The sequence below is a fragment of the Nitrospirota bacterium genome (assembly GCA_037386965.1).
Classification (GTDB): Bacteria; Nitrospirota; Thermodesulfovibrionia; order Thermodesulfovibrionales; family JdFR-86; genus JARRLN01.
This window is the reverse complement of record JARRLN010000034.1, coordinates 1-23,149: the sequence shown is the minus strand read 5'-3', so window position 1 is coordinate 23,149 and position 23,149 is coordinate 1. Positions and strand designations below refer to the sequence as shown.

Sequence of the window (23,149 nt, the reverse complement as noted above, 5' to 3'; positions counted from 1 at the left end):
GGTGGTGGACGCCGCTCACCTCGGGCAGCTCTTCCTCTTTTTCGAGCTGGCCACGGCGTTCGCCGGATGCCTCTACGGAGTCAACGCCTTCAACCAGCCCGGCGTGGAGGAGGGGAAGAACTTCACCTACGGCATGATGGGCCGGGAGGGCTACGGGGAGAAACGGGCCGAGGTGCTTGAGTCCCGGAAGAAGAAGGTATGGAAGGCATGAGGGACGGCCTTTTTCTGCCGCGGCGCTGAGAGGGCGGCGTCGGCCGTTTCTCGATGGGCTTCATGTCCCTTGGGCGTCATGACGGCACCGGGACGTGATGCGCACCCGGAGTGCCGGCACCCGGAGTGCCCGCCGGCACCCGAAATCGGCGGAAAAAGCCCGATTTTTCCTGCATGCTCTCCAACACCCCCGGCCCGGCCCTCAAAAAAAGCTTGCACCCTGAAAAAAATTTATATATTATATTGCATGTTGCGCCTCCAACACCCCCGGCCCGGCCCTCAAAAAAAGCTTGCACCCTGAAAAAAATTTATATATTATATTGCATGTTGCGCCATAAGGTTGAAGAAGTACTTGAAAAGATTCGAGAAGGACTGAAGGCCGAAGGCGGAGACATCGAGCTTGTGGACGTCCGGGACGGGGTTGTGTATGTCAGGCTCATCGGGGCTTGCAGCACCTGTCCCATGTCGGAGCTGACCATGAAAAACTGGGTGGAGACGAACCTCAAGAAGGAGGTCCCGGAGATAGAGGCGGTCAGGGCGGTATGAGACCAAGGGGCGTTCCCGGGGCTGCTTTCCTCCTGGTTGTTCTGGTGAGCCTGCTTTCGGCTTTTTCTTTTCCGGCCGGGGCGGCCGGTTCGCCGGCCACGGTGCGGGAGGTCCGCTACTGGTCGAGCCGGGCTTATACCCGGGTGGTGGTGGAGCTTGACCGCTCCACGTCATACGTCCATAACAGGCTCAAGAGCCCGGACCGCCTCTACATCGATTTCAAGGGGACGGAGGCCGCGGAGAATGCCCAAAAGAACATAGCCGTCAAGGACGGCCTCCTCAGGAGGGTCCGCTCTTCGCAGTACGACGACCGGACGGTCAGGGTGGTGCTGGACCTGGCGGAGGTGGAGCACGTCAAGGTCTTCGAATTGAGCGACCCGCCCCGCGTGGTGATAGACGTCTTCGGCAAGCCCGAAACAATGAGGAAGCACCGGGTCGTCCTGGACCCCGGGCACGGAGGAAAGGACCCGGGGGCCATCGGCCCGGGAAGGCTCATGGAGAAGGACGTCGTCCTTGACGTAGCCCGGCGGGTCAAGCACATTCTTGAGCGGAGGAAACACTACGAGGTCTTCCTCACCCGGGACGGCGACAGGTTCCTTTCCCTGGAGGAGCGCACCGTCCTTGCCAACAAGAAGGGCGCCGACCTGTTCGTCTCCGTCCATGCCAACGCCAACCGGAGCAGGCGCCTCCGCGGACTGGAGACCTATCTTCTGAACTGGACGGACGACCGCGAGGCGATGAAGGTGGCCGCGCGGGAGAACCGGATAACCCTGAAGCGCATGGAGGAGAGGCGCTCGGAGGTGGGCCTCATCCTGGCTTCCCTGGAGCTTCAGAACAAGAGGGACGAGTCGCTGAAGCTCGCCCACTTCATCCAGGACTCCACGCTGGATTCCCTCACGAGCCGGTACGCCCGCGTAGAGGACAACGGGGTGAAGCAGGCCCTCTTCTATGTTCTTTTCGGCGCGCATATGCCTTCCGTTCTCGTGGAAATCTCCTACATAACCAACCGCGAAGAGGCCGCCCGGCTCAGGACGGCCTCCTACCGCGAGCAGCTCGCCCGGGGCATCGCCCGGGGAATCGAGGAATACTTCACCAAGCCCGCGGCCCCCAACACCTTCGCCCGGAGGTAGCGGCGTGGCGGGCGCGGGCCTGACCCTCCTTCTCAGAAACTGCACTGTCTACGACGGAACGGGCTCTCCGCCTTTTCGCGCCCAGGTCGGCGTAGCCGGGGAGCGCATCGCCTGGGTGGGGCCGGGGAATGCGGGAGAGGCCGAGCGCGTCCTGGACCTGGACGGACTTGCCCTCACGCCGGGTTTCATCGACGTGCACAGCCACTCCGATTTCACCCTCCTGGCAGACCCCCGCGGGGAGGGCAAGGTGCTTCAGGGAGTGACCACCGAGATAAACGGAAACTGCGGCCTCTCCGGAGGCCCTCTTCTCGGGGAGGCCCGCGCCCAGAGAGAGGGCGACCTTGAGGAGTACGGCATCACCCAGCGGTGGGAGGCACTGGCAGAGTACCTCGACCTCCTGGAGAAGGCCGCCCCCGCCCTCAATGTGGCCACGCTGGTGGGACAGGGCAACATCCGGGCGTCGGTGATGGGCTTTGTGCGGCGCGAGCCGAGACCGGCGGAGATGGAGGCGATGAAGGCCCTCCTTGCCCAGTGCCTCAGGGAGGGCGCCCTGGGGCTTTCCACCGGCCTCATCTATCCCCCGGGGGCTTTCACCGGCACCGGGGAGCTCATCGCGCTTTCGGCCGCGGGGGCGGAGTTCCCGGGCTTTCTCTATGCCACCCACATGCGAAGCGAAGGGGAGAGGCTCCTGCCTGCTTGCCGACTCCATCGCCGCGGGCGGGCGCGTGACGGCGGACCGCTACCCCTACCCCGCGGGCTCCACGGACCTGGACGCGGTCCTTCCCTCCTGGTGCTACGAAGGAGGCAACGCGGAGGAGCTGCGCCGTCTCCGGGACCCCTCACTGAGGGAAAAAATCAAGGCCGGGATGCCGGCCGGAAACTGGGACCAGGTGGTGATAAGCAGCGTGGAGACCGGGAAGAACCGCTGGATGCAGGGCAGGAGTATCGAAGAGGTGGCCCGCACGCACGGCCTCGAGCCCCGGGAGTGCGTCCTCACGCTTCTCCTTGAGGAGTCCCTCCGGGTGGGGGCCATCTTTCATTCCATGAGCGAGGAGAACCTTCGGATGTTCCTTTCCCTGCCCTTCGTCATGGTGGGCACGGACGGCTCCGCCCGCTCCCGGGGAGGCCCCACGGAGAAGGGCAGGCCCCATCCCCGCGGGTTCGGCTCCTTCCCCCGTTACCTGTCCTTCGGCGCCCCGGGCCTCCCGGAGGCGATACGCCGCATCACCCTCCTGCCGGCCCGGACCTTTGGACTTGCCGGAAGGGGCGCCGTCCGGGAGGGGACCTTCGCCGACCTGGTGGCCTTCGACCCGGAGAGGCTCAGGGACAGGGCGACGTTCGAGGAGCCCTTTCTGCCGCCCGAGGGCATGGCATACGTGGTGGTAAACGGCGTGGTGGCCGCCGAGGAGGGCCGCCTTACCGGAGCGCGCGCGGGCCGGGTGCTCAGGAGAAGCGCCGCGCGATAGCCCGACGGGTTCAAAGAAGGCGGAATTCGTGCGATAATAGGCCGGGTTTTGCCGGAACACGCCCGAAGGAGGCTCGCTCGCCGTGCCCATCGGCAACTTTTACGGTTTCACGCTCATAGTCCTCATCCTCATCCTCGGGTTCCTGGGGTTCGCGGTCATGAGGCCCTTCCTTTCGCCCATAGCCTGGGCGGGGGTGCTCTCGATACTTTTCTATCCGCTTTACGATTTCCTCAGGCGTCGGCTGCACTTCAGGTCCGTGGCCTCCGTGGCCACCCTCCTGGTCATTCTTGTCCTCATCCTGGGCCCTTTCTCCTACATATCCTTCCTGCTGGCGCAGGAGATTTCGCAGATGGTGGACTACCTGGAAGCGGGCAAGATAGCGAGCGTGCTGGACGTCCTGAAACTCCCCGGCATAGCCTGGCTGGTGGACCGGGTGAAGGAATTGCTGGACATGCAGGAGGCGGACATCGGGAAGCTCCTGGTGCAGAACCTTGCCGCGGCGGGCCGCCAGCTGCTGGGGCAGGTGGGCATGGGCGTGCGCAACGTGCTGGGCGTCGCCCTGAACTTCGTTTTCATGTCCCTGACCATTTTCTTCTTCCTTCGGGACGGCTCGCAGTACCTGGAGCACCTCAGGAGCTACCTGCCCTTCCCGCCGGAGCAGCGGGACCGCCTGGAGAGGCAGGTCAAGGACATGGTTATCTCCACGATGTACGGCGGCGTGGTAGTGGCCGTGGTGCAGGGCCTCCTTGCGGGCACTACGTACTATTTTCTGGACGTGCCCTCTCCGGTCGTCTGGGGAATCGCCACCTCCATCATGAGCTTCGTGCCCATGCTCGGAGCCTTCTCGGTATGGGGCCCCATCGTCGTCTACCTGTTCGTGAAAGGAGCCGTCGTCAACGCAATCATCCTTTTTATCGTCGGGGCGTGCGTCATCAGCGTCGTGGACAACGTCTTGAGACCCATCATCGTCGGCGAGCGCGTCAAGATGCCCACCGTCCTCATCTTCTTCAGCGTCCTCGGAGGGATAAAGCTCTTCGGCCTGATAGGCCTCATCATGGGCCCCATGAGCGTTGCGCTGTTCATCTCTGTGTTCGAGATATTCCGCCATTTCGGAGAAAGGCAGCATGGGGCCGGGGCACGGGGAGAGGGGGGAGGCGGAGGCTCGTGAGCCAAGGCCGGGTTCTTCCCGGCTGGCAAGAAGCCCCGCGCTTTCGCCCGTGGGCGCCGATGGGCTAAAATAGCGCGTGCCGCCGCCTCTGTTTCGCATACTCCGGAGGGCTCTTCTCGTGGCGCTGGCCGCGGCGCTTCTGGCGTGCTCGACCCAGAACCGCGAGCCGGGCTATGTGTACTTGCGCCTGAACAGCAACCCCACCACGCTGGACCCCGCCCTGGTGGTGGACGTCGCGGGCGGCTCCATCGCGGCCAAGTTGTTTAACGGCCTGGTCCGGCTCGATGAGGACCTGAAGCCGGTGCCGGACCTGGCCCAGAGCTTCACGGTCTCCCCGGACGGCCTGCGCTACAGGTTCAGGCTGAGAAAGGGCGTGACCTTTTCCTCGGGGCGCGAGGTAAAGGCCTACGACTTCAAGTACTCCTTCGAGCGCGTCCTGGACCCCGCGACGCGCTCGCCCAATACGTGGATATTCGACAAGATAGCGGGGGCCCGCGCGTACATGGAGGGCAAGGCCCGGGAGGTCAAGGGCATCAGGGTGCTGGACGACTACACCCTCGAGATTCGCCTGAAGAGGCCCTTTTCTCCTTTTCTCGGGCTCCTGACCATGACGCCGGCCTACGTGGTCCCCATGGAGGTGGTGCTCAACTGGGGGCCCGAGTTCTCAAGCCACCCGGTGGGCACCGGCCCCTATGTGCTCAAGGAGTGGCGGAGCAACCGGCGCCTCACCCTCCGGGCGCGAAAGGACTATTTCGCCACGCCCCCCCGGGTGAAGGGCATCGTCTACAGGGTCATCCCCGAGGAGCTTACCGCCGTGGCGGAATTCGACCTCGGAAACCTCGACGTCCTCACCATCCCGGCCTCGGCATATTCGCGCTATCGGAAGTCGCCCCGCTGGCGGGGGCTCATCGCCTCCCAGAAGGGCTTGAACACCTATTACCTGGGCATCAATTGCACCCACCCTCCCTTCGACTCCCCCGCGGTGCGCCGGGCCCTCAACCAGGCCATCGACAGGAAGAAGATACTGGAGACCTTCTACGAGGGACGGGGGCGCCTGGCCTCGGGCCCCGTGCCCGACGTGCTGAGGGCCTGGGACCCGCCTGAGGGATACAAGACGGACATCGAGGCCGCACGCGCCGTCTTCCGTGAGAGCGGGGCCACGAAGAGGGAGATTTCGTTTTATATCACCGCCGACCAGGAGGTGGTGGACATGGCCGAGGTCATCCAGGCCTACCTCCGGAAGGCGGGCCTCAAGGTGCGCATCACGCAGCTTGAGTGGAGCGCGTACAAGGAGGCCCTGAACAAGGGAGAGGCCGACCTTTTCTGGTTGAGCTGGTGGGCCGATTATCCCGACCCGGAGAACTTCCTCTTCCCGCTGTTTCATTCGAGCAACCACGGGCCTGCCGGAAACAGGGTCTTCTACACCAACCCCGAGGTGGACGGGCTCATCGAGGCCGGGCAGCATGCCGCCAGTGAGAAAGAGCGCAACCGGGCATACGAGAAGGCCGAGCGCATCATCGTCAAGGACGCCCCCTGGGTCTTTTTCTGGCACCGGACGGACTATACCGTGCGGCAGCCCTGGGTCTCCAACTATCGCATCTACCCCGTCTACAGTATGGACAAGGGGCTGGACATCGCCCTTTAGGGAGGGGAACCCGTGAAGCTCCTCATGTTCTACGTGCACGAATGGTGGTACAGGACGGCGGCGAAAAGCCTCGAGGATGTGCCCGACGTCCGGAAGGAGGAGTCCGTGGCGGATGCCGCCGTAATCTTCTTCCACGTGGAGGCGGAGGACGAGGCCCGCGGGGAAGGCGTCCTTCGGAAGTTCCTCAAGAACACGAAGTGGCTTGCGGGCAAGTTCGGCACGCGGACCGTCGTCCTTCATTCGTTCAACCACCTAGGGACGAGCAAGTCCTCCCCCGAGTTCGCCCGCTCCCTGGTCCAGCAGGCGGAGGAGCGGCTGACCGGGGCCGGGTACACCGTGGTGCGTACCCCCTTCGGGTACTTCAACGAATTCAGGATGCATGTGGCCGGTGACTCCCTGGCCAAGGTATTCAAGGAGTTCTAGGGTGCCCACAGGCACTCCGGTGCCAGCGGGCACACTTAAAGGGCCAGTGAGTCTATCGCCCTCCTGCCGGTTTCCAGGTCGAAGGGCTGCTTGACCAGGGGGGTGCCGGCGAGCACGGGAAAACGCTCTTCCATGGCGGGCCGCCCGGGGTTCCGGTAGAGGACGCCCACGGGTATCTCCTCGCCCCAAATAAGCGCGGTCTCGAAGGCGTTGAGCCTGTCCTCGGGGTCGTAGTCCTCGCCCACGGGCTTTACCCTCTTGCGGTACCAGTCGTAGGTGTTGACCTTGTTGAAGGTGACGCAGGGCTGGAAGATGTCCAGGAGCGCGAAACCCTTGTGCGCGATGGCCGCCTTCATCATTTCAGTCAGGTGCTCCATGTCCCCGACGAAGCTCCGGGCCACGAGCCCGGCGTCCATCGCCACGGCCAGGGCCACGGGGTTCAACTGCTCCGAAGGCACCCCGAAGGGCTGGGTCTTGGTGACGGTCCCCTCGGCGGTGGTCGGGGAGGCCTGGCCCTTGGTGAGGCCGTAGATCTGGTTGTCGTGGACGAGGAGAGTGATGTTGGGGTTTCTGCGCATGGCGTGCAGGAAGTGGTTTCCCCCCTCGCCGTAACAGTCCCCGTCGCCGGCCTCGGCGATGACGACCATCTCGTGGTTTGCCAGCCGGGCCGCGGTGGCCACGGGCAGGGTGCGCCCGTGCAGGCCGTTGAAGGTGTTGCACTGCATGTAGTGAGGGGTCTTGCCCGACTGTCCGATGCCCGAGACCACCAGGACCTGGTGCGGCTCGAGCCCCAGCTCCACCAGCGCACGCTTGAGGCTCCGCAGTATCCCGAAATTCCCGCAGCCCGGGCACCACGCCGGCGTCTGTCCCTTGTAGTCCTTAATGTCCGGCATCCAGAGCCCCGAGGACGTAGCCGACGGAAAACGGCCGCCCGTCGTACCGCTTGATTATCTCGTTGAAGGTGAAGCCCGTCTCCATGGTAATGTACCGGCTGAACTGCGCGGTGGCGTTCATCTCCACGCAGACGGTCCGCCGAGCCGCCTTGAGCCTGTCGAGCCAGTCGCCTGAGGGCAGGGGGAAAATCTCCGTGAAGCAGAGCATGGCGGCCCTGGTCCCCCGCGCATTCAGGGCGTCCACCGCCTCCCTGAGCACGCCGCAGCTGGAGCCCCATCCCGCCAGCAGGAGCTCGGGGTCCTCGCTTCCGTAGGGCTCCGGCCCCTTCATCTCCTCGGCGATATGCGCCCATTTCCTGAAGACGCGCTTTTCCACCATCTTTCGGCGGAGGCCGCCGTCCTCGATGATATGGCCCTCTTCGTCGTGCTCGTCGCTGTCGGTGACCACCACGTGGGGAGCATCCCCCGGCACGGCCAGCGGCGAGACCCCCGATTCGGTCAGGGCGTGGCGCTTGTACTGGGCGAGCTTCCGGAACTCCTCGCCCCGTACGCGGTAGTCGGTGTAAACGAGTGTATCCGTATTCATCTTCTCATAGGTCCACTGCGAGTCCCCCAGGTACTGGTCGAACAGCACGAAGGCCGGTATCTGGTATTTCTCGGCCAGGTCGAAGGCCTTGTTGGTCAGAAGCACCGCCTGCTCGGGCGTTCCCGGGGCGAAGATGACGCGGGGGAACTCTCCGTGCCCCGCGTGCATCACGAAGAGCAGGTCCCCCTGCTCGGTGCGCGTGGGAAGGCCCGTGGCGGGCCCCGGCCGCATGCCTATGGTTATCACCACCGGGGTCTCGGTCATGCCGGCCAGGGCGAGGCCCTCCGCCATCAGGGCGAACCCCCCGCCGGAACTGCCGGTCATGGCCCGCACCCCGCCAAAGGACGCGCCCAGGGCCAGTTGAAGCGCGGCTATCTCGTCCTCCGCCTGCTCCACCACGATGCCGTACTCCTTGGCGTGGGCGGCCATGGTGTTCAGCACACCCGTGGAAGGCGTCATGGGATAGGCCGCGTAGAACTTGCATCCGGAGGCCACGGCCCCCAGCCCCACGGCGGTGACTCCGTCGATGACGAGTTTCGGCGGCCCCACGGGCTTCTCCGGCGCGAAGGAGCACTGCGGGCACTTCTCCCTGGCATAGTCGTATCCGGCCCGTGCGGCGTCGATGTTGCCCCGGACGACCTGCTCTCCCTTTTTCCGGAAGCGCGCCCCGAGGAGGTCCAGAAGGGGCGAAAGGTCCATGCCCAGCATTCCCATGACCGCACCCACGGCCACCACGTTGGCCATGATGGGGCTTCCCCCTTTCTCTACGGCTAACCGTTCGAAGGGGACGTGCACGAGCCCGGGGTCGCCTTCGGCCTCGCCCGTCATCTTGAGGCTCTCGGCATCCAGAATGAATATCCCCCGCTCGGTGAGCTCGGGCTTGTGCAGGCCCAGGCTTGCCTTGTCCAGGCCCACTACGATGTCCACCTTCTCCCTGCTGGAGGTGGCCCGCCCGGTGCTGATGCGGAGCTGGTAGAAGTTGTGCCCGCCCCGCACGCGGCTCTCGTAATCCTGGTGGGCGAAGACGTGGTAGCCCGCCGTGCCTGCGACCTCGGCCAGAAGGCCTCCCACCGTCTGTATGCCCTGTCCCGCCTCGCCGCCTATCTTGACCGAATAGTCCACACGTCTTCTCCACACCCCGGGCTAGGCCCAGGGCGTCCCCCCGTCCACGATGCTGTGCTCCTCCCACATGAACCAGTTGCCCGTGTCGGTGAGGAACGAAAGGGTGTTGGAGAAGATTTCGTAGTGCTGCTGTTCTTCCTTGACCAGCCGTGCGAAGAGGTCCCTGCTCTTGGGGTCGGGGGCCTCCCTGGACATCTTCGCGTAGTAGTCGTAGCTCTCCTGCTCCATCCGCATGGCCATGGTGAGGGCCTCTATCTCGTCGGTGGTGGCCCGCACCTGCTGCTGCATCTGGTCCTTCATCTGCTGGAAGACCGTTCTTATCTCAGCCATGGGGTTGACGTCCTTGTGGGACAGGTGCATCCCCTTCAAGAGGGCGTTGAGCATGTCTATGTGGCGCCTTTCGTCGTCGGCGATGGAGAGGAACATCTTCTTGCCGACCGGATGGTCCGTCCTGTCGGCGGCCTTCGTATAGAACTCGACGGCGTCTGTTTCCATCTTGAGGGAAATGTCTATGGCGTCCATGAAGCACCTCTCTTTCTATTCCGAAAGCTTCTCGAATTCTTCCTTGGGAGCCCCGCACACGGGGCACACCCAGTCCTCGGGAAGGTCTTCAAAAGGGATTCCCGGCTCCACGCCCCCGTCGGGGTCTCCGGCTTCCGGGTCATAGATGTAGCCGCAAACGGTGCATCTCCATTTTTCCATGCATTCCTCCGCGAATGTTTATATAGACATTAAAGGAAAAAATAAGCGTTGTCAACAAATCCGGCCCCTTCCTCCGCCGCTGCGCGCGGGGCGGCTCCCGAGCCGCTACGCTCTTCCCGGACAGGCTAAAAACGTAATAAAGATAATGCCTTAGGCGAAGAAGTCGGGCTCCGTGCCCGTTTGAATTTCCCCGCCCCCATCTGCTATTCTTTCGGGGTGGAAGACGCCGACCAGAAGAAGGCCGTCCTGGAGGCTCTGCTTTTTCTCTCCGGAGAGCCCGTCACGCTCCAGGAGCTGAAGGCCGCCGCGGACCTCTCGGAGACGGAGGTCCGGGACCTGATGGACGACCTCGTATCGGAGTACGCCGAGCGGAGAGGAGGCATCCTCATCGGCAGGGTGGCCCAGGGCTACCAGATGCATACGAACCCCGCCCAGAGCGAGCTCCTGGCCCGCATCCGGGGCGGGGTGAAGTCCCAGAAGCTCTCGGCCGCCGCGCTGGAGAGCCTTTCCATCGTTGCGTACCGGCAGCCCATCACCAAGGCCGAGATAGAGGAAATCCGCGGGGTCAACTCCGACGGCGTGGTGAAGTCCCTCCTGGAAAAGCACCTTGTCAAGATCGTCGGCAAGAAGGAGGCCCCCGGAAAGCCCATCCTCTACGGGACCACCCGGGAGTTTCTCCAGTATTTCGGCCTGAACGACCTCTCCGAGCTGCCCACCCTCAAGGACATGGAGCGCGAAGAGGCCGCCTGACAGACCAGTCTGTTCTCGGCGACCAGTCGCACGGACCAGTCCGTTTTTAGGGACCAGTCCGCTCTCGGGAACAGTTCCCTGGGGACCAAGGGGGGGTCCTTACCGGTGCCGACCCTTTTCCCGCCGCTTGGTCTTCTGGCATTCTTTCCTTATTATCCGGTAACATAATGTCCGGAGGGTGATGTCTCTGTGAACACAAATATGAAGGCTTCGGCGGCGCTCCGCGCCCTGCTGCCTGCCGCGGCTTTTGTGGTCGTCGTGGCCGGGATGCAGCAGGCCGCTCCCATACTGGTGCCCCTTCTGCTGGCCGTGTTCATCTCCGTGGTGAGCATACCGCCCCTTTTCTGGTTCCAGAGAAGGGGCTTGCCCCGGGGGTTTGCGGTCCTCGTGGTCGTGGCCGTCATCGTGGTGGCCATGGTCCTCATGGGCCACGTGGTCAGCAGGTCGGCGGCCGACTTCGTGGGGTCGCTGCCCACGCTCCTGGAGGGCCTGGACGAGAGGCTTCAGGCGTTGCTCTCCTGGCTTGGCCAGAGGGGCGTGGACACCGCGGGCCTGGGCTTCTCGGGGGCCCTGGACCCCGCCTCCGTGATGCGCCTGGCGGGCAAGGTGCTCCGGGGACTGAGCGGCGTTCTCACCAATGCGTTCCTCATCATCGTCATGGTGGTCTTCATCCTGCTTGAGGCCTCCAGCTTCCCGGCGAAGCTCCGGGCCACCTCGGACGACCCGGACACCTCGCTGGGCTACTACAGGATATTCCTCATAAACGTGCAGAGGTACATCGCCATCAAGACTCTTATGAGCCTCTTGACCGGCGCGGCCGTGACGGGGCTGCTCCTGGTTATGGGGGTAAGCTACCCCTTCCTCTGGGGGCTCCTGGCGTTTCTGCTCAATTACGTCCCCACCCTCGGCTCCATCGCGGCCTCGGTGCCGGCCATCCTCGTGGCCCTCATCGAGCTGGGGGCCGGAGCCGCATTCCTCACCGCAGGGGGCTACCTGGCGGTCAACATAGGCATCAGCAATTTCGTGGAGCCCCGGGTGATGGGCCGGGAACTAGGCCTCTCGGCGCTGGTCGTCCTGCTTTCGCTGGTCTTCTGGGGGTGGATCTTCGGCGTGGTGGGGATGCTGCTGGCCGTCCCCCTTACCATGACGGTCAAGATAGCCCTGGACAGCAATGCCGAGACCCGGTGGCTGGCCCTCCTGCTGGGCTCCGAGGCGGAGGCCCAGAAGGCGGCCTCCGTTTCAGCCCCGGCAAGCGCCGAGGCGAAGCGCTTTCCGAAGGAGAGCACCCCCTAAGGGGCGGCCTCCCACATCACCTTTCCCATGTCCGACGTGTCATACCCGCCCATGGCCTCCACGGCCTCCCGAAAGCCCGCGTCTTCCCGGATGACCGAAAGGAGCGCCCGAACAAGAGGGAAGTCCAGAAGCTCCGAGGGGATGGCCAGGTCGTATCTCTCCCGGGCCACCGGGATGAAGTCCAGTCCCAGGGCCCGGGCCGCCGAGAGAACGCCCAGGCCCGCGTCGGCTACGCCCGTAAGGACGGCCGAGGCCACCGCGGTGTGGGTGTATTCCTCCCGCCCGTACCCCTGCACCTCCTGCGGGGAGATGCCCAGCTCCCGGAGGTGCTTGTCCAGGAGAAGCCGCGTGCCGGCCCCGCGCTGCCGGTTGATGTAGGTCACGTCCTTGCGGGCGATGTCCTTAAATCCCCCGATACCCTTGGGATTGCCTGGAAGCACCATCAGCCCCTGCTCGCGGTGGACGAGGTTTATGAGGGTTATGCGCTTCTCCGGCAGGAGCCTCCTCAAGAAAGGAACGTTGTACTCTCCCGACTCCTCGTCCAGCAGATGTGTGGGGGCCAGATGGGCCTCCCCTTTCCTGAGTGCCATGAGCCCGCCCATGGAGCCCACGTGGGCCGAAGACAGGGAGTACCGCGGATACCGCTTCCTGAGGGCGTTTGCCAGGACGTCCATGCTCTGGTCGTGCGAGCCGATGGAGACCAGTGTTCTTTCTATCTCCCCCCTCGGACGAAGAAGCTCCACCTCCACATCCTCGCCCGCCCCAATGCCCTCGCTCATGGCCGGCACGCGGAGGATGCCGTCCGCCCGGACCATGCTCATGATGAGCCCCGCCCCCCGTCCGAGGGGGGTGGCGATGAGGTTCTCGCCCACCTTTCCCACCTTCATGCGGACGAACTCCTCCTGCCCCAGCGCCGAGGCCACCTGCCGGGAGAGCCGCGCCCGCAGCATCTCCCCTCCTTCGTCCGCGAGGCCCTGCCATCTCATGACAAGGGGGCGGGCAAAGAGGGTGAAGGTAAGATAGGCGCTCACCGGGTAGCCCGGCACCCCCAGGACGGGGCGCCCTTCGATAAACCCGAGCATGACGGGCTTGCCGGGCTTGATGCTGACGCCGTGAAGGAGTATCTCTCCCAGCTCCTCGATGGCCGCGCGGGTGAAGTCCTCCCGCCCCGCCGAGGCCCCGGCGTTGACGACCACCATGTCGGCGCTCGCGGCCGCGTGCCGGAGGGCCTCCTTGAGCCGCCCCGGGTCGTCGGGGACGATGTCCATGCGGATGCCCTCTCCGCCCCATTCCCTGACAAGTCCGGTCAGGACGCGGGAGTTGTACTCGATGATGTCCCCCTTCTTGAGGTCCGACCCCGGCTCCACGAGCTCGGTCCCCGTGGGGATGACGGCCACCCGTGGGCGCCTTCTTACCTTCACCTGTACGTGGCCTCCGGCCAGCATGGCGCCGATGTCCACGGGCCTGATGCGGTGGCTTTCCGGGGCGATGAGCTCCGTGGCCACGATGTCCTCTCCCACCGTGCGGACGTTCTCCCACGGGGTGACCGGGGCGATGAACTCGATGGAGCCCTCCACCACGTTGACGTCCTCCACCATGATGACCGCATTGAACCCCTCCGGCATGGGGTCGCCGGTGTCCACGGCCAGGGCTCCTTCGCCTATCCGGAGCCTCCGGGGCGAGGTCTCCGAGGCGCCGAAGGTCTCCGGGAAACGCACGGCGTATCCGTCCATGGCCGCGGAGTGATAGAAGGGGGCCGAGACCCTGGCCAGGACGGCCTCGGCGGTGACGCGCCCCAGGCTCTCCGGGACGGGGACCGCCTCCGAGGGAAGAGGAGCAAGCTCGGAGCGCCCCTTGAGGGCGGCCTCCCAGCGGGCGAGGGCGTCAGAAAGCTCGACGGTGTCCAGGTAGATGCGTCTTTTCACCGGGGTTCTCCATGGGGCGCAATGGCTTAGATTACCATAAACGTTCCCGGGAGGTTTCTCGTTGTCAGAGCCTGAAGAAAAATGTTACTCTATCTGTTAATCTCTTGACAGGAGGGCTCAGCGACCATGGAACATCTCTCCGAGGGCCTGACTTTTGACGACGTGCTCCTCGTTCCGGCCCGCTCCGACATCCTTCCGCGGGACGCCGATATCAGCACCAGCCTCACCAGGAACATCAAGATAAATATCCCCCTGGTCAGCTCAGCCATGGATACGGTGACGGAGTCCGCCCTGGCCATCGCCATCGCCAGGGAGGGCGGCATCGGCTTCATCCACCGGGCCGTCCCCCCGGAGGCACAGGCACGGGAGGTGGAGAAGGTCAAGAAGTCCGAAAGCGGCATGATCATAGACCCCATCACCATCAGCCCCGGCGCCCCCATCGCCGAGGCCCTGGAGATGATGAAGACCTACCGGATATCCGGCGTCCCCGTCACCGTGGAGGGCCGCCTGACGGGCATCCTGACCAACCGGGACCTCAGGTTCGAGACCAACTTCCGCAAGAAGGTCTCCCAGGTGATGACCAGCCAGAACCTCATCACGGCCAAGGAAGGCACCACCCTGGACCAGGCCGTCAGTCTCCTGAACAAGTACAAGATAGAGAAGCTCCCCATCGTGGACAAGGACTACAACCTGAAGGGCCTCATCACCATCAAGGACATCGAGAAGCGCCTCAAGTACCCCGACGCGTGCAAGGACGACGTGGGCCGCCTCCGCGTGGGGGCGGCCGTGGGCGTGGGCGAGGAGGCGCTGGAGAGGGCCGAGGCACTGACGAAGGCCGGGGTGGACATCCTGGCCATCGATACGGCCCACGGCCATACCAAGGCCGTCATCGATACTCTGAAGAAGCTCAAGAAGACCCATAAGGTGGACGTCATCGCCGGAAACGTGGCCACCAGGGAGGGGGTCCTGGACCTCGCCCAGGCCGGCGCGGACGCCATAAAGGTGGGCATTGGGCCGGGCTCCATCTGCACCACGCGCATCGTGGCGGGCTCGGGCGTACCCCAGATAACGGCCATCATGGAGTGCGCCGCGGCCCTCAAGGGCAGGCGGGTCCCCCTCATCGCCGACGGCGGCATCAAGTTCTCCGGCGACATCATAAAGGCCCTGGCGGCCGGCGCCCACGCCGTCATGATAGGCAGCCTCTTCGCCGGCACCGACGAGTCCCCCGGCGAGATTGTCCTGTACCAGGGCAGAAGCTACAAGGTCTACCGGGGCATGGGCTCCCTGGGGGCAATGGCGTTTGCCCGAGACCGCTACATGCAGACCGGCACCGAGGCGCGGAAGCTCGTCCCGGAGGGCGTGGAAGGAAGGGTGCCCTACAAGGGACCCCTTTCCCACAGCGTGCACCAGCTCATGGGCGGGCTTCGCTCCGGGCTGGGGTACGTGGGCGCGAAGGACCTGGCGACGCTCAGGAAGAAGGCCAAGTTCGTCCGCATCACCAACGCCGGGCTCAGGGAGAGCCACGTCCACGACGTCATCATCACCAAGGAAGCCCCCAACTACCGCACCGAGTGGTAGGCACCAAGCAGGAAAGAAGAGCTGGGCGCATGTGCGCCAGATAAAAGATGCGGGGAGGGAGTCTGAAAAAGGCACTGGTGCCCCGTTTCTGTTGACCCTGCTCGACATAAAGGTTTATCCTTAGCTCTATGAAAAAGCCCTGGGCCGGCCGGTTCAAGGAAAAGACTGACCAGCGGGTGGAGGCCTTCACCGAGAGCGTATCCTTCGACTGGAGGCTCTGGCCCCACGACATCGAAGGCAGCGTGGCCCACGCCCGGATGCTGGCCAAGCAGGGCATCATCGCCGAGGACGAGGCGGAGAAAATCCTTGCGGGCCTCTCGGCCATCGCCCGGGAGCTGGAGGAGGGCACGTTCCGGTTTCGGCCCGAGCTCGAGGACATCCACATGAACATAGAGGCGGCCCTCGTCAAGAAGGTGGGCCCCGTGGGGGGCAAGCTCCACACCGCCCGGAGCAGAAACGACCAGGTGGCCCTGGACCTGAGGCTTTACCTCCGGGCCCAGTGCGTGGACATACTGGGCCTGGTCGCCGGCCTCACGGCCGTCCTGCTTGAACAGGCGGAAAAGAACATGGGCCTCATCCTGCCGGGGTACACGCACCTTCAGCGGGCCCAGCCGGTGCTCCTGTCGCATCATCTGCTGGCCTATGCCCAGATGCTCCAGCGCGACCGCGAGCGCCTGAAGGAGACCCTGAAGCGAATAAACGTCCTCCCCCTGGGGGCGGGGGCCCTGGCCGGGACGAGTCTTCCCATCGACCGGCGCTACGTGGCCCGGCTGCTCCAGATGCGGGCCGTGGTGGCAAACAGCATCGACGCGGTGAGCGACCGGGACTTCGCCCTGGAGTTCCTCTTTACAGCCTGCACGCTGATGATGCATCTGTCGCGGCTCTCCGAGGAGCTGGTGCTCTGGTGCACCGAGGAGTTCGGCTTCCTGCGCCTGCCGGACTCCTTCGCCACAGGCTCGAGCATCATGCCCCAGAAGAAGAACCCCGACGTCCCCGAGCTCGTGCGGGGGAAGACCGGACGCGTCTACGGCAACCTCATGAGCCTGCTGACCGTCATGAAGGGGCTCCCCCTGGCCTATGACCGCGACCTCCAGGAGGACAAGCCCCCGGTCTTCGACACCGTGGACACGCTGAAGGGCTCCCTCACCGTGCTTGCCGGGATGCTCACGGAGGTGCGTTTCGACGCCTCCCGCATGTACGAGGCGGCCGCCCGCTCCTTCGCCACGGCAACCGACCTTGCCGAGTACCTGGTGAGAAAAGGGCTTCCCTTCCGCGAGGCCCACGAGGTCGCCGGTCGGCTGGTGGCCCAGTGCATCTCCCGGGGCAAGGAGCTCCGGGAGCTCGGCCCCGCGGAGCTCCGCAGGTTCTCCGGCCTTCTCGAGGAGGACGTCCTTCCCCTCCTTACGGTGGAAAGCTCGGTCAACGCGCGCCGCTCCCTGGGAGGCACCGCCCCCCGGGAGGTGAAGCGGCAGATACGCGCCCTGAGGGCCGCTCTCAGGCGGTGACGGCCCGGCGCGCACTCCTTCTGTTTCTCGTCCTGGCTTTAGTGCTTCCCGCCGCGTGCGGCCGGAAGAAGCCCCCCCGGTGGGTGGAGCCCCAGGCTCCGCCGCCTCCCGCCAACCTCACCGCACTTCACCGGGAGGAGAGCACCCTCCTTCGGTGGGAATACCCCGGCTCTTCCGGTCTCGAGGAGTTTGTAGTCGAGCGGGCCCGGGAGAGTGGACACTGGAAGGAAATAGCGGTTACAAAGGACAGGTTTTACGAAGACCGCGCGCGGACCCCGGGCGCCTGCCTCTACCGCGTGGCCGCACGGGGGGAAAACGGCCTTTTGAGCCCTTACGCCGGGCCCGTCACGGTGGGGCCTGCTCCCGTGCTTCGGCCGCCCGCGGATTTCGGCTTCCAGATACTGGATGACGCCGTCCTGCTCTCCTGGAGCTACGCCGGGGAGGCCCGGGGGTTCCGCCTTTACGAAAGCGGGACAAGCGGTGCCTACCGGCTCCCTCCCTTGCTTGAGGTCTCCCGCGGGGAATCGTCCGTCAAGGTGCCCCCCCGTACGGAAGAGCCCGTTTTCTACGTGCTCCGGGCGTTCGTCCGCTCCGGTGCCGTGCTCTACGAGGGGGCTCCTTCCTCCGAGGTGGCCGTGAGGCCCGAGGACTACGTCCCCGCGCCCCCGAAGGGCGTGGAGGCGGTGGGCACGGAAACGGGGGTCCTTGTGTATTGGAAGGAGAGCCCGGAGAGCTGGGTCAGCGGCTACAGCGTCTACCGGGCGCTCCCCGGCAAGCCTTTCTTCCGGGTGGGGGCCACGCGGACGCCCGCCTTCCGGGACGAGAGCTCACCCCCCCGGGGGACCCTCTACGAGGTGCGCGCCCTGGGACCCGTCGTCCCTGGGCCTCCGTCCGGGGCGACAGGCCTCGCCCTGCCTCTCCCCTGACATAAGCCCTTGAGATATAAGGGCAAATCTCCCGTCCGTTCCGGGCAATCCTTGAGAAGATGTGATAAAATAATAGATGAAGACGGTCGCCACCAATAAGAAGGCCTATCACGACTACCACATCGAAGACACGGTGGAGGCCGGCATTGCTCTTTTAGGAACGGAAGTAAAGTCCCTGCGCGAGGGCCGGGCGAATCTGAGGGACAGCTATGTAGCAATAAAGGGCGGAGAAGCATGGCTCATAAATTGCCACATCAGCCCTTACAGCCACGGCAACATCACGAATCATGAGCCCACGCGCACGCGGAAGCTCCTCCTGCACGGGGCCGAGCTGGAGCGCCTGGCCGGCAAGGTGGCCCAGAAGGGCTACAGCCTGGTGCCCCTGAAGATATATTTCAAGGGGCCCTATGCCAAGGTGCAGGTGGGCCTGGCCAGGGGGAAGAAGCTCTTTGAAAAACGGGAGACCATCAAGGAAAAAGAGGCTCGCAGGGAAATCGAGCGGGCCATGAAAGCCAGAAGCCGATAGTCACCGAAGGGGGCGACAGGTTTCGACGGGGGTAGCGAACCCCTGGCTGCATGCCGTGGCTCCGTCACCACGTAAAAAGGCGGAACCAAACACAAACGCCAACGACGAACTGGCACTCGCTGCTTAACAACAAGTAGCGCGCCGCGCCGCGGGTCGTCCGCGCTCCGGCACCGGCGTCGACCAGCGGACTGGCATCGCGGAGGCTCTCCCGGCCGCGGTGTGAGAACAAGGGGGATGGGACGGCGGAAGGCCTGCCAGCCGGCATGCCGCCGTCCGAGACTCAAATAGGCCGGATAAGCATGTAGAGGTCAGGATGTAGTGCCTTCGGACGCGGGTTCGATTCCCGCCGCCTCCACCATCTTTATGCATAAAAATCAATTACTTAGCCTCTTTTGAGTCGGGCAATGGCCGGGCAATGACCTTTTTCCGGCTGTTTACTATGCCCCTGAGACGGTCAGATGTGGGATGGTAGCACCTTTCGAGTTGTCCGCACATCTGCATGCCTCATGAGGTCTTGAGCGTCAAACTGGTTCGCTCCCGAGAAGGCAATCTGAGTACAGAAACTGTGCCGTGAGGCGCTGTAATAATCGCACTCAGTGCCGGAGTATGTCCGCCACATTTGGTTCAACTTCTTCGTAGTATAGTGCCGCTTCGTCTCGGGGTTTATAAACACGAAGGCGGCCGGCAGCTTGCCCTTAGTGTTCTTGACCACTATCTCGAAGGCCCCAGTCTGAAAGAGGTATCCATTTCTTGCTCTTTCCTTTGGTGGTCTCTCTAATCCGGGAACCGCTCAAGGTTCGTCTGACGAGGACCTGCTTGTTTATCATGTCTATATCGACAACCTTCAGAGCGCAAATCTCGCCGCCCCTCAGGCCGGTTTCTATACCAAATTCCAAGGGATCCCTATGCTCCTCAGGAGTCAGTTTTAAAGCCTGGGCCTGAGCCTCGCAGTCCAAGGCTGTCCGTTCCTCGGAATTGTCTCCTTCGATTGTGGGAAAGAGCGGCAGCTCGCCTATTGTCCCCCTGCGCCTCATCCAGACGAAAAGGGCATGGAGAGCATTCAATATGTTCCTCCGGGTCTTAATGCCCTTCACGTGCCGAAGGTCATCCTTGAACCGCTCTAAGTCCTCGTAACGGACTTCTCGAACATTCAGTTTTCCCAAGTATGGTTTGAAAAAATTCTTCACGTTGCCCTTATAGCATTTCAGGGTTTCATATGACGGTTCCCCCGCCTCCGCCTCGTCTTCCTTCATCTCTTGCCATAGGTCTGCCTGATGGGACAGTAGTACCTCGGTTATGACGCTCTCCTGCATCTACTTGGGAGTCATCAGTTCGCATTTGTTATTTTGTGATTAAATCATTATTTTTTCGTGACACTTTTGTGATGAGTCACAACTAAACTGAATTAATAAAGTCCCCGCACATTCGATCGGCAACGATATGGGTCCAAGCGCATCCAGTTGTGCAGGATTCTTCTTGTTAGACGCGAGGGCAGGCATTGTTAAGTGATGATGAGGCTTGAAGGGGGGTAACGAAAGTCGAGATGGGTCTATTGAAAGACATCTGATAGTGAATGCATTAAGAAAGCTTGCTGGGTAGTTTGTATCGTGTTATTTTCGAAGAAGGATAGGCGATAGAAGTTTTCCACTTTCCTGTCCTGGGGCGGGAAAATATGCGTCTTATCAATCTTTGTCGAGGAGGTGAGCATGAACAGGGAGGATCTCAGGAAACTCCTTGCGAGCTTCAGCATCGTCGGCTTGCTCTCCGGAGCGGGGCTCGCAGGCAATGCTCATGCGGGCACGACGGGCTGAACGGGAGACAAAGGTGCAGGTGGCACCGAGAAAGAAGAAATGGCTGCTCCGGGCTACCCTGGTGGAAAAGACATCAAGAACGCTACCGAAAGTGGTCGAACGGATAAGGAAAAAGGGACAGGTGGCGTCGAAGAAGAGAAGGACAAGAAGCCTGGCGGCAGTTGAAGCGGCTAAAGCGTATAGTGCTGGCAGCACTATAAGTAACATGAAGCAAGAAATGGGAATGGAAGCATGTTCAAATTTTCCGCCCCAGGATGTGGAAGAAGGAGAGGAGCATGCATATAACCTCCAACCATAAGCTTGAGATGGGCTACCCTAGATGCCGGGCCGCGCTGGGGCCCGATGCCTGGGAGCGTGTGCTTGCCGCGTGCGCTGACAATCAAGACGTGGAGACGTTCCCTGAGAAGCTCGAAACCCTCGCAGAGCCCCTCGGGCTCGCAGGATACGTCGCGGAGCTCGCTCGCCTTGAACTGGCTTTAAGCGAGGCTCAAGAGAGGCAGGTCCCCACCTCAGTTGAGGAGCTTGCCATTAACCCCACGGTGCGTCTGCTCACTCTTGACTGGAGGAACCTTCCCTTTCTATTGATCCATGGCAGCGACGAGCCCTCGCCCAAACTAGGCGAAGAGCTTGTGCTCGTCTGGCAGAAGCCCGGGACGGGAGAGGTCCGGGCCGAAGCACCTCTAAGCGAAGACCTTCTTGCCATGAAGATGATCGTAGAGGGCATAAGTGCCGAGGAGGCGGGGAGAGAAGGGAGGCTTCCATCGGTCGTTATCCAAAGGGCGGTTGAGCGCGCAGTGAGAAGGGGCGTCCTCCTTTCCCCTCCGTCTCGCATACGGCGGGATCCAGAACTCTTTCCCACGGAAAATATGGACGAGAGGTTTGTCTCTACTGACGTATTTACTCTTCAATGGCATATAACTCAATCTTGCGACCTAAACTGCAAGCATTGCTATGACCGAAGCGAGCGCTTTCCCGTGCCTTTTCCCGAGGCCCTGGGGGTACTCGAGGATTTTTGCGCCTTCTGCGAGGAGCGGAACGTGCGAGGACAGGTTTCCTTCTCAGGCGGCAACCCATTGCTCTATCCGCGGTTTACGGAGCTTTACCGCGCCGCGTCGGAACAGGGCCTCGATATGGCGATACTCGGTAATCCCACCTCGCGGAAGCGTATCGAGGAGCTCTTTGAAATCCAGGAGCCCGCCTTCTTTCAAGTGAGCCTTGAAGGTCTACGGGAGCACAATGACGAAATCCGCGGCGAAGGGCACTTCGACCGTACCATGGAGTTTCTCGATGTTCTCCTAGACCTCGGCGTCTACAGTATGGTGATGCTCACTCTTACAAAGGACAACATGGAGCAGGTTCTGCCTCTTGCCGAAGCGCTCAGGGGCAGGGTTGACCTTTTCACTTTTAACCGGCTCTCCCTCGTGGGCGAGGGGGCTAACCTCGCACTGCCTTCGAAAGAGGCCTTTATCGCATTTCTCGAGCGCTACACGGAGGCCGCGAAACATAACCCCGTCATGGGCCTCAAGGATAACTTGCTCAACATCATCCAGCACCGGAAAGGCATAAAGCTTTTTGGGGGATGTACGGGATATGGCTGTGGGGCGGCGTTTAACTTCATAAGCGTGCTGCCAGACGGGGAGGCCCATGCCTGTCGGAAGTTTCCATCACTCATTGGAAACGTTTTTCATGAGAGCATCGCGGAGATTTATGACTCTGACGTCGCTTGCCGCTACCGCGCGGGCTCCGGAGCCTGTCGCAACTGTGCCATCCGCCCGGTCTGCGGCGGCTGTCTCTCCATCGGCCACAGCTTCGGACTTGACGTGTTTGAAGATAGGGATCCGTTCTGTTTCATGGAAGGGTAGTAAAAACACGTCTTTCTTCCGGAACACAAGAATTTTGTAGTAGAATTTCGCAATTACGTTGTTAAAGAGGTGACGAATGAAAGCCATCGTATTGGGACTCACCAGCGCGGTATTGCTTCTAGGACTACTTGCTACGTTACCTGTTGAAACGAGTGCAAGAGACTTTTCCGATAAGGGGATATATACAAAGCACTTTAATGAAACGCTGTTCGATATTACGAAAAATGCAAACTTCAGCGTAGAGGTTCTCCTTGATGACAAAGAGTATGATATCGGTAAGGACGTTATCGGTATTATGATCCACGGAAAAGGAGATAAGGACGTTGCAGGAGCGGAACTAAAAATCGCACATAAAAAGTTACAAACGGGCGAGACAACACCCGATGAGGTAAGAATAACGGACAGGGGCAACGGCCTCTACATTGTTTCAGGCCTTGACCTTGAAAGAGACGGCCGCTGGGAGCTCCTAATTACCGTAAAGAAGGCTCCCTGGAGGATAGTGTGAGCTTCATCTTCCCCGATACTTTGAAGAAACGTTATCCTAAAGGCAGGTATTCACCCTGAAAAGCCTTGCCGTTTCATGTGGCGCAAGGACATCGGAAATGCCCCGACAGTTCCCCGAACCTGAACTGCGCACTTCCTCCTTTAGCGCACCGAGTCCAGGGAGACGTAGAAAGGGCGGCCAGGACTGGCCGCCCTTTCTACGTCAGTGGGCAACAGCTACTGGGTAGTGGCGCACACCGTAAAACGAACCCTCTGCAAGCTCAAGAAAGGAAGCCTTCCTATTGATTTCCGACAAAAAGCAGCGGTTTTTCACTAGCCAGGTGCTGAGTATTTCAAATACAAAGAATCATGGCTCCTCCAGGTCTTTCGGGTGCAAAGTACTATGAGAAGGTGTGAGAATTTCACGCTAGTATCACTCTGTAATAAAGACGACCCCAAGATTCTCAATGCCACCTACTCATCCGCTAAGAAACAGACTCTGCAGGGAGAAGTATTACAAATCTCAACCCTCCATCCTTTATGGGGTGAACAGACAGACTCCCGTGGTTCTTCCTGACCGCAAGAAGCGCTATGGCGAG

24 protein-coding genes and 1 other RNA gene are annotated in these 23,149 nt (G+C 62.3%); 19 read left to right on the top strand and 6 right to left on the bottom strand.

Features of this window, described 5'->3' with window-relative positions; genetic code table 11:
• The 8 genes from P8Y39_06700 to P8Y39_06665 form a co-directional block, all read left to right on the top strand.
• Positions 1-211: glucose-6-phosphate isomerase (locus P8Y39_06700; GenBank protein ID MEJ2192027.1), on the top strand; the 211-nt coding region annotated here is incomplete at its 5' end.
• A 326-nt stretch (positions 212-537) separates the two neighbouring features.
• A complete protein-coding gene (locus P8Y39_06695) occupies positions 538-756 on the top strand; it encodes a NifU family protein (protein ID MEJ2192026.1) in 219 nt (72 codons plus the stop codon).
• Positions 753-1,886 (top strand): N-acetylmuramoyl-L-alanine amidase, encoded by a 1,134-nt coding sequence (locus tag P8Y39_06690; protein ID MEJ2192025.1) that lies wholly within the window; start codon positions 753-755, stop codon positions 1,884-1,886. The genes P8Y39_06695 and P8Y39_06690 overlap by 4 nt, the downstream gene beginning before the upstream one ends.
• A 4-nt stretch (positions 1,887-1,890) precedes the next feature.
• Positions 1,891-2,895, top strand: a complete 1,005-nt coding sequence (locus P8Y39_06685; GenBank protein ID MEJ2192024.1) for an amidohydrolase family protein — start codon at positions 1,891-1,893, stop codon at positions 2,893-2,895.
• On the top strand, positions 2,816-3,352 hold the full coding sequence (locus tag P8Y39_06680; GenBank protein ID MEJ2192023.1) for an amidohydrolase family protein: 537 nt from the start codon (positions 2,816-2,818) through the stop codon (positions 3,350-3,352). The genes P8Y39_06685 and P8Y39_06680 overlap by 80 nt, the downstream gene beginning before the upstream one ends.
• Before the next feature lie 82 nt (positions 3,353-3,434).
• On the top strand, positions 3,435-4,520 hold the full coding sequence (locus P8Y39_06675; protein ID MEJ2192022.1) for an AI-2E family transporter: 1,086 nt from the start codon (positions 3,435-3,437) through the stop codon (positions 4,518-4,520).
• Positions 4,521-4,638: 118 nt separating this feature from the next.
• On the top strand, positions 4,639-6,165 hold the full coding sequence (locus P8Y39_06670) for an ABC transporter substrate-binding protein (GenBank protein MEJ2192021.1): 1,527 nt from the start codon (positions 4,639-4,641) through the stop codon (positions 6,163-6,165).
• Between the two features lie 12 nt (positions 6,166-6,177).
• Positions 6,178-6,588 carry a threonyl-tRNA synthetase editing domain-containing protein gene (locus tag P8Y39_06665; protein MEJ2192020.1) on the top strand — a complete coding sequence of 137 codons (411 nt, stop codon included), beginning with the start codon at positions 6,178-6,180 and terminating at the stop codon, positions 6,586-6,588.
• Between the two features lie 35 nt (positions 6,589-6,623).
• Here the strand turns inward: P8Y39_06665 and P8Y39_06660 are convergent, their stop codons facing one another.
• The 4 genes from P8Y39_06660 to P8Y39_06645 are packed head-to-tail and all read right to left on the bottom strand — an operon-like array spanning position 6,624 to position 9,891.
• Positions 6,624-7,481 (bottom strand): 2-oxoacid:ferredoxin oxidoreductase subunit beta, encoded by an 858-nt coding sequence (locus tag P8Y39_06660; protein MEJ2192019.1) that lies wholly within the window; start codon positions 7,479-7,481, stop codon positions 6,624-6,626.
• On the bottom strand, positions 7,468-9,189 hold the full coding sequence (locus P8Y39_06655) for a 2-oxoacid:acceptor oxidoreductase subunit alpha (protein ID MEJ2192018.1): 1,722 nt from the start codon (positions 9,187-9,189) through the stop codon (positions 7,468-7,470). The genes P8Y39_06660 and P8Y39_06655 overlap by 14 nt, the downstream gene beginning before the upstream one ends.
• A 21-nt stretch (positions 9,190-9,210) precedes the next feature.
• Positions 9,211-9,711, bottom strand: coding sequence for a ferritin family protein (locus P8Y39_06650; GenBank protein ID MEJ2192017.1), 501 nt, complete (start codon positions 9,709-9,711; stop codon positions 9,211-9,213).
• A gap of 15 nt (positions 9,712-9,726) precedes the next feature.
• Positions 9,727-9,891, bottom strand: a complete 165-nt coding sequence (locus tag P8Y39_06645; GenBank protein MEJ2192016.1) for a rubredoxin — start codon at positions 9,889-9,891, stop codon at positions 9,727-9,729.
• Between the two features lie 216 nt (positions 9,892-10,107).
• Here P8Y39_06645 and scpB point away from each other — a divergent pair, with 216 nt between their 5' ends.
• Both scpB and P8Y39_06635 read left to right on the top strand, forming a co-directional pair.
• Positions 10,108-10,641: an SMC-Scp complex subunit ScpB gene (gene scpB, locus P8Y39_06640; protein ID MEJ2192015.1), complete on the top strand. Its 534-nt coding sequence runs from the start codon at positions 10,108-10,110 to the stop codon at positions 10,639-10,641.
• 189 nt (positions 10,642-10,830) lie between these two features.
• Entirely contained in the window at positions 10,831-11,934 is a 1,104-nt protein-coding gene (locus tag P8Y39_06635; GenBank protein MEJ2192014.1) for an AI-2E family transporter, read from the top strand.
• On the opposite strand, the gene P8Y39_06630 is transcribed toward P8Y39_06635, so the two are convergent.
• Positions 11,931-13,859: a molybdopterin biosynthesis protein gene (locus P8Y39_06630; GenBank protein ID MEJ2192013.1), complete on the bottom strand. Its 1,929-nt coding sequence runs from the start codon at positions 13,857-13,859 to the stop codon at positions 11,931-11,933. The two genes, P8Y39_06635 and P8Y39_06630, sit on opposite strands and share 4 nt — an antisense overlap.
• A 126-nt stretch (positions 13,860-13,985) precedes the next feature.
• Between P8Y39_06630 and guaB the strand changes: the two genes are divergently transcribed.
• From guaB to ssrA, 5 genes are all read left to right on the top strand, one after another.
• Positions 13,986-15,437 (top strand): IMP dehydrogenase, encoded by a 1,452-nt coding sequence (guaB, locus tag P8Y39_06625; protein ID MEJ2192012.1) that lies wholly within the window; start codon positions 13,986-13,988, stop codon positions 15,435-15,437.
• Positions 15,438-15,565: 128 nt separating this feature from the next.
• Positions 15,566-16,942, top strand: coding sequence for an argininosuccinate lyase (argH, locus tag P8Y39_06620; GenBank protein MEJ2192011.1), 1,377 nt, complete (start codon positions 15,566-15,568; stop codon positions 16,940-16,942).
• On the top strand, positions 16,939-17,868 hold the full coding sequence (locus P8Y39_06615; GenBank protein ID MEJ2192010.1) for a hypothetical protein: 930 nt from the start codon (positions 16,939-16,941) through the stop codon (positions 17,866-17,868). Before argH ends, P8Y39_06615 begins: the two co-directional genes overlap by 4 nt.
• Positions 17,869-17,944: 76 nt before the next feature.
• Positions 17,945-18,394 carry an SsrA-binding protein SmpB gene (gene smpB / locus P8Y39_06610; protein ID MEJ2192009.1) on the top strand — a complete coding sequence of 150 codons (450 nt, stop codon included), beginning with the start codon at positions 17,945-17,947 and terminating at the stop codon, positions 18,392-18,394.
• 8 nt (positions 18,395-18,402) lie between these two features.
• Positions 18,403-18,752, top strand: a transfer-messenger RNA (tmRNA) gene (gene ssrA, locus P8Y39_06605).
• A gap of 337 nt (positions 18,753-19,089) precedes the next feature.
• Here the strand turns inward: ssrA and P8Y39_06600 are convergent.
• Positions 19,090-19,707, bottom strand: a complete 618-nt coding sequence (locus P8Y39_06600; protein MEJ2192008.1) for a hypothetical protein — start codon at positions 19,705-19,707, stop codon at positions 19,090-19,092.
• A 393-nt stretch (positions 19,708-20,100) separates the two neighbouring features.
• Here P8Y39_06600 and sbtA point away from each other — a divergent pair, with 393 nt between their 5' ends.
• The 4 genes from sbtA to P8Y39_06580 all read left to right on the top strand — a co-directional run bounded on the left by sbtA (position 20,101) and on the right by P8Y39_06580 (position 22,572).
• Positions 20,101-20,205: an SbtA family thio(seleno)oxazole RiPP natural product precursor gene (gene sbtA, locus P8Y39_06595; GenBank protein MEJ2192007.1), complete on the top strand. Its 105-nt coding sequence runs from the start codon at positions 20,101-20,103 to the stop codon at positions 20,203-20,205.
• Positions 20,206-20,224: 19 nt separating this feature from the next.
• Positions 20,225-20,503 carry a hypothetical protein gene (locus P8Y39_06590; protein ID MEJ2192006.1) on the top strand — a complete coding sequence of 93 codons (279 nt, stop codon included), beginning with the start codon at positions 20,225-20,227 and terminating at the stop codon, positions 20,501-20,503.
• A complete protein-coding gene (gene sbtM, locus P8Y39_06585) occupies positions 20,481-22,067 on the top strand; it encodes a thio(seleno)oxazole modification radical SAM maturase SbtM (protein ID MEJ2192005.1) in 1,587 nt (528 codons plus the stop codon). The genes P8Y39_06590 and sbtM overlap by 23 nt, the downstream gene beginning before the upstream one ends.
• Before the next feature lie 76 nt (positions 22,068-22,143).
• The gene (locus tag P8Y39_06580; protein ID MEJ2192004.1) at positions 22,144-22,572 is read left to right on the top strand and encodes a hypothetical protein; all 429 of its coding nucleotides are present in this window, start codon (positions 22,144-22,146) and stop codon (positions 22,570-22,572) included.
• Positions 22,573-23,149: the final 577 nt, after the last annotated feature.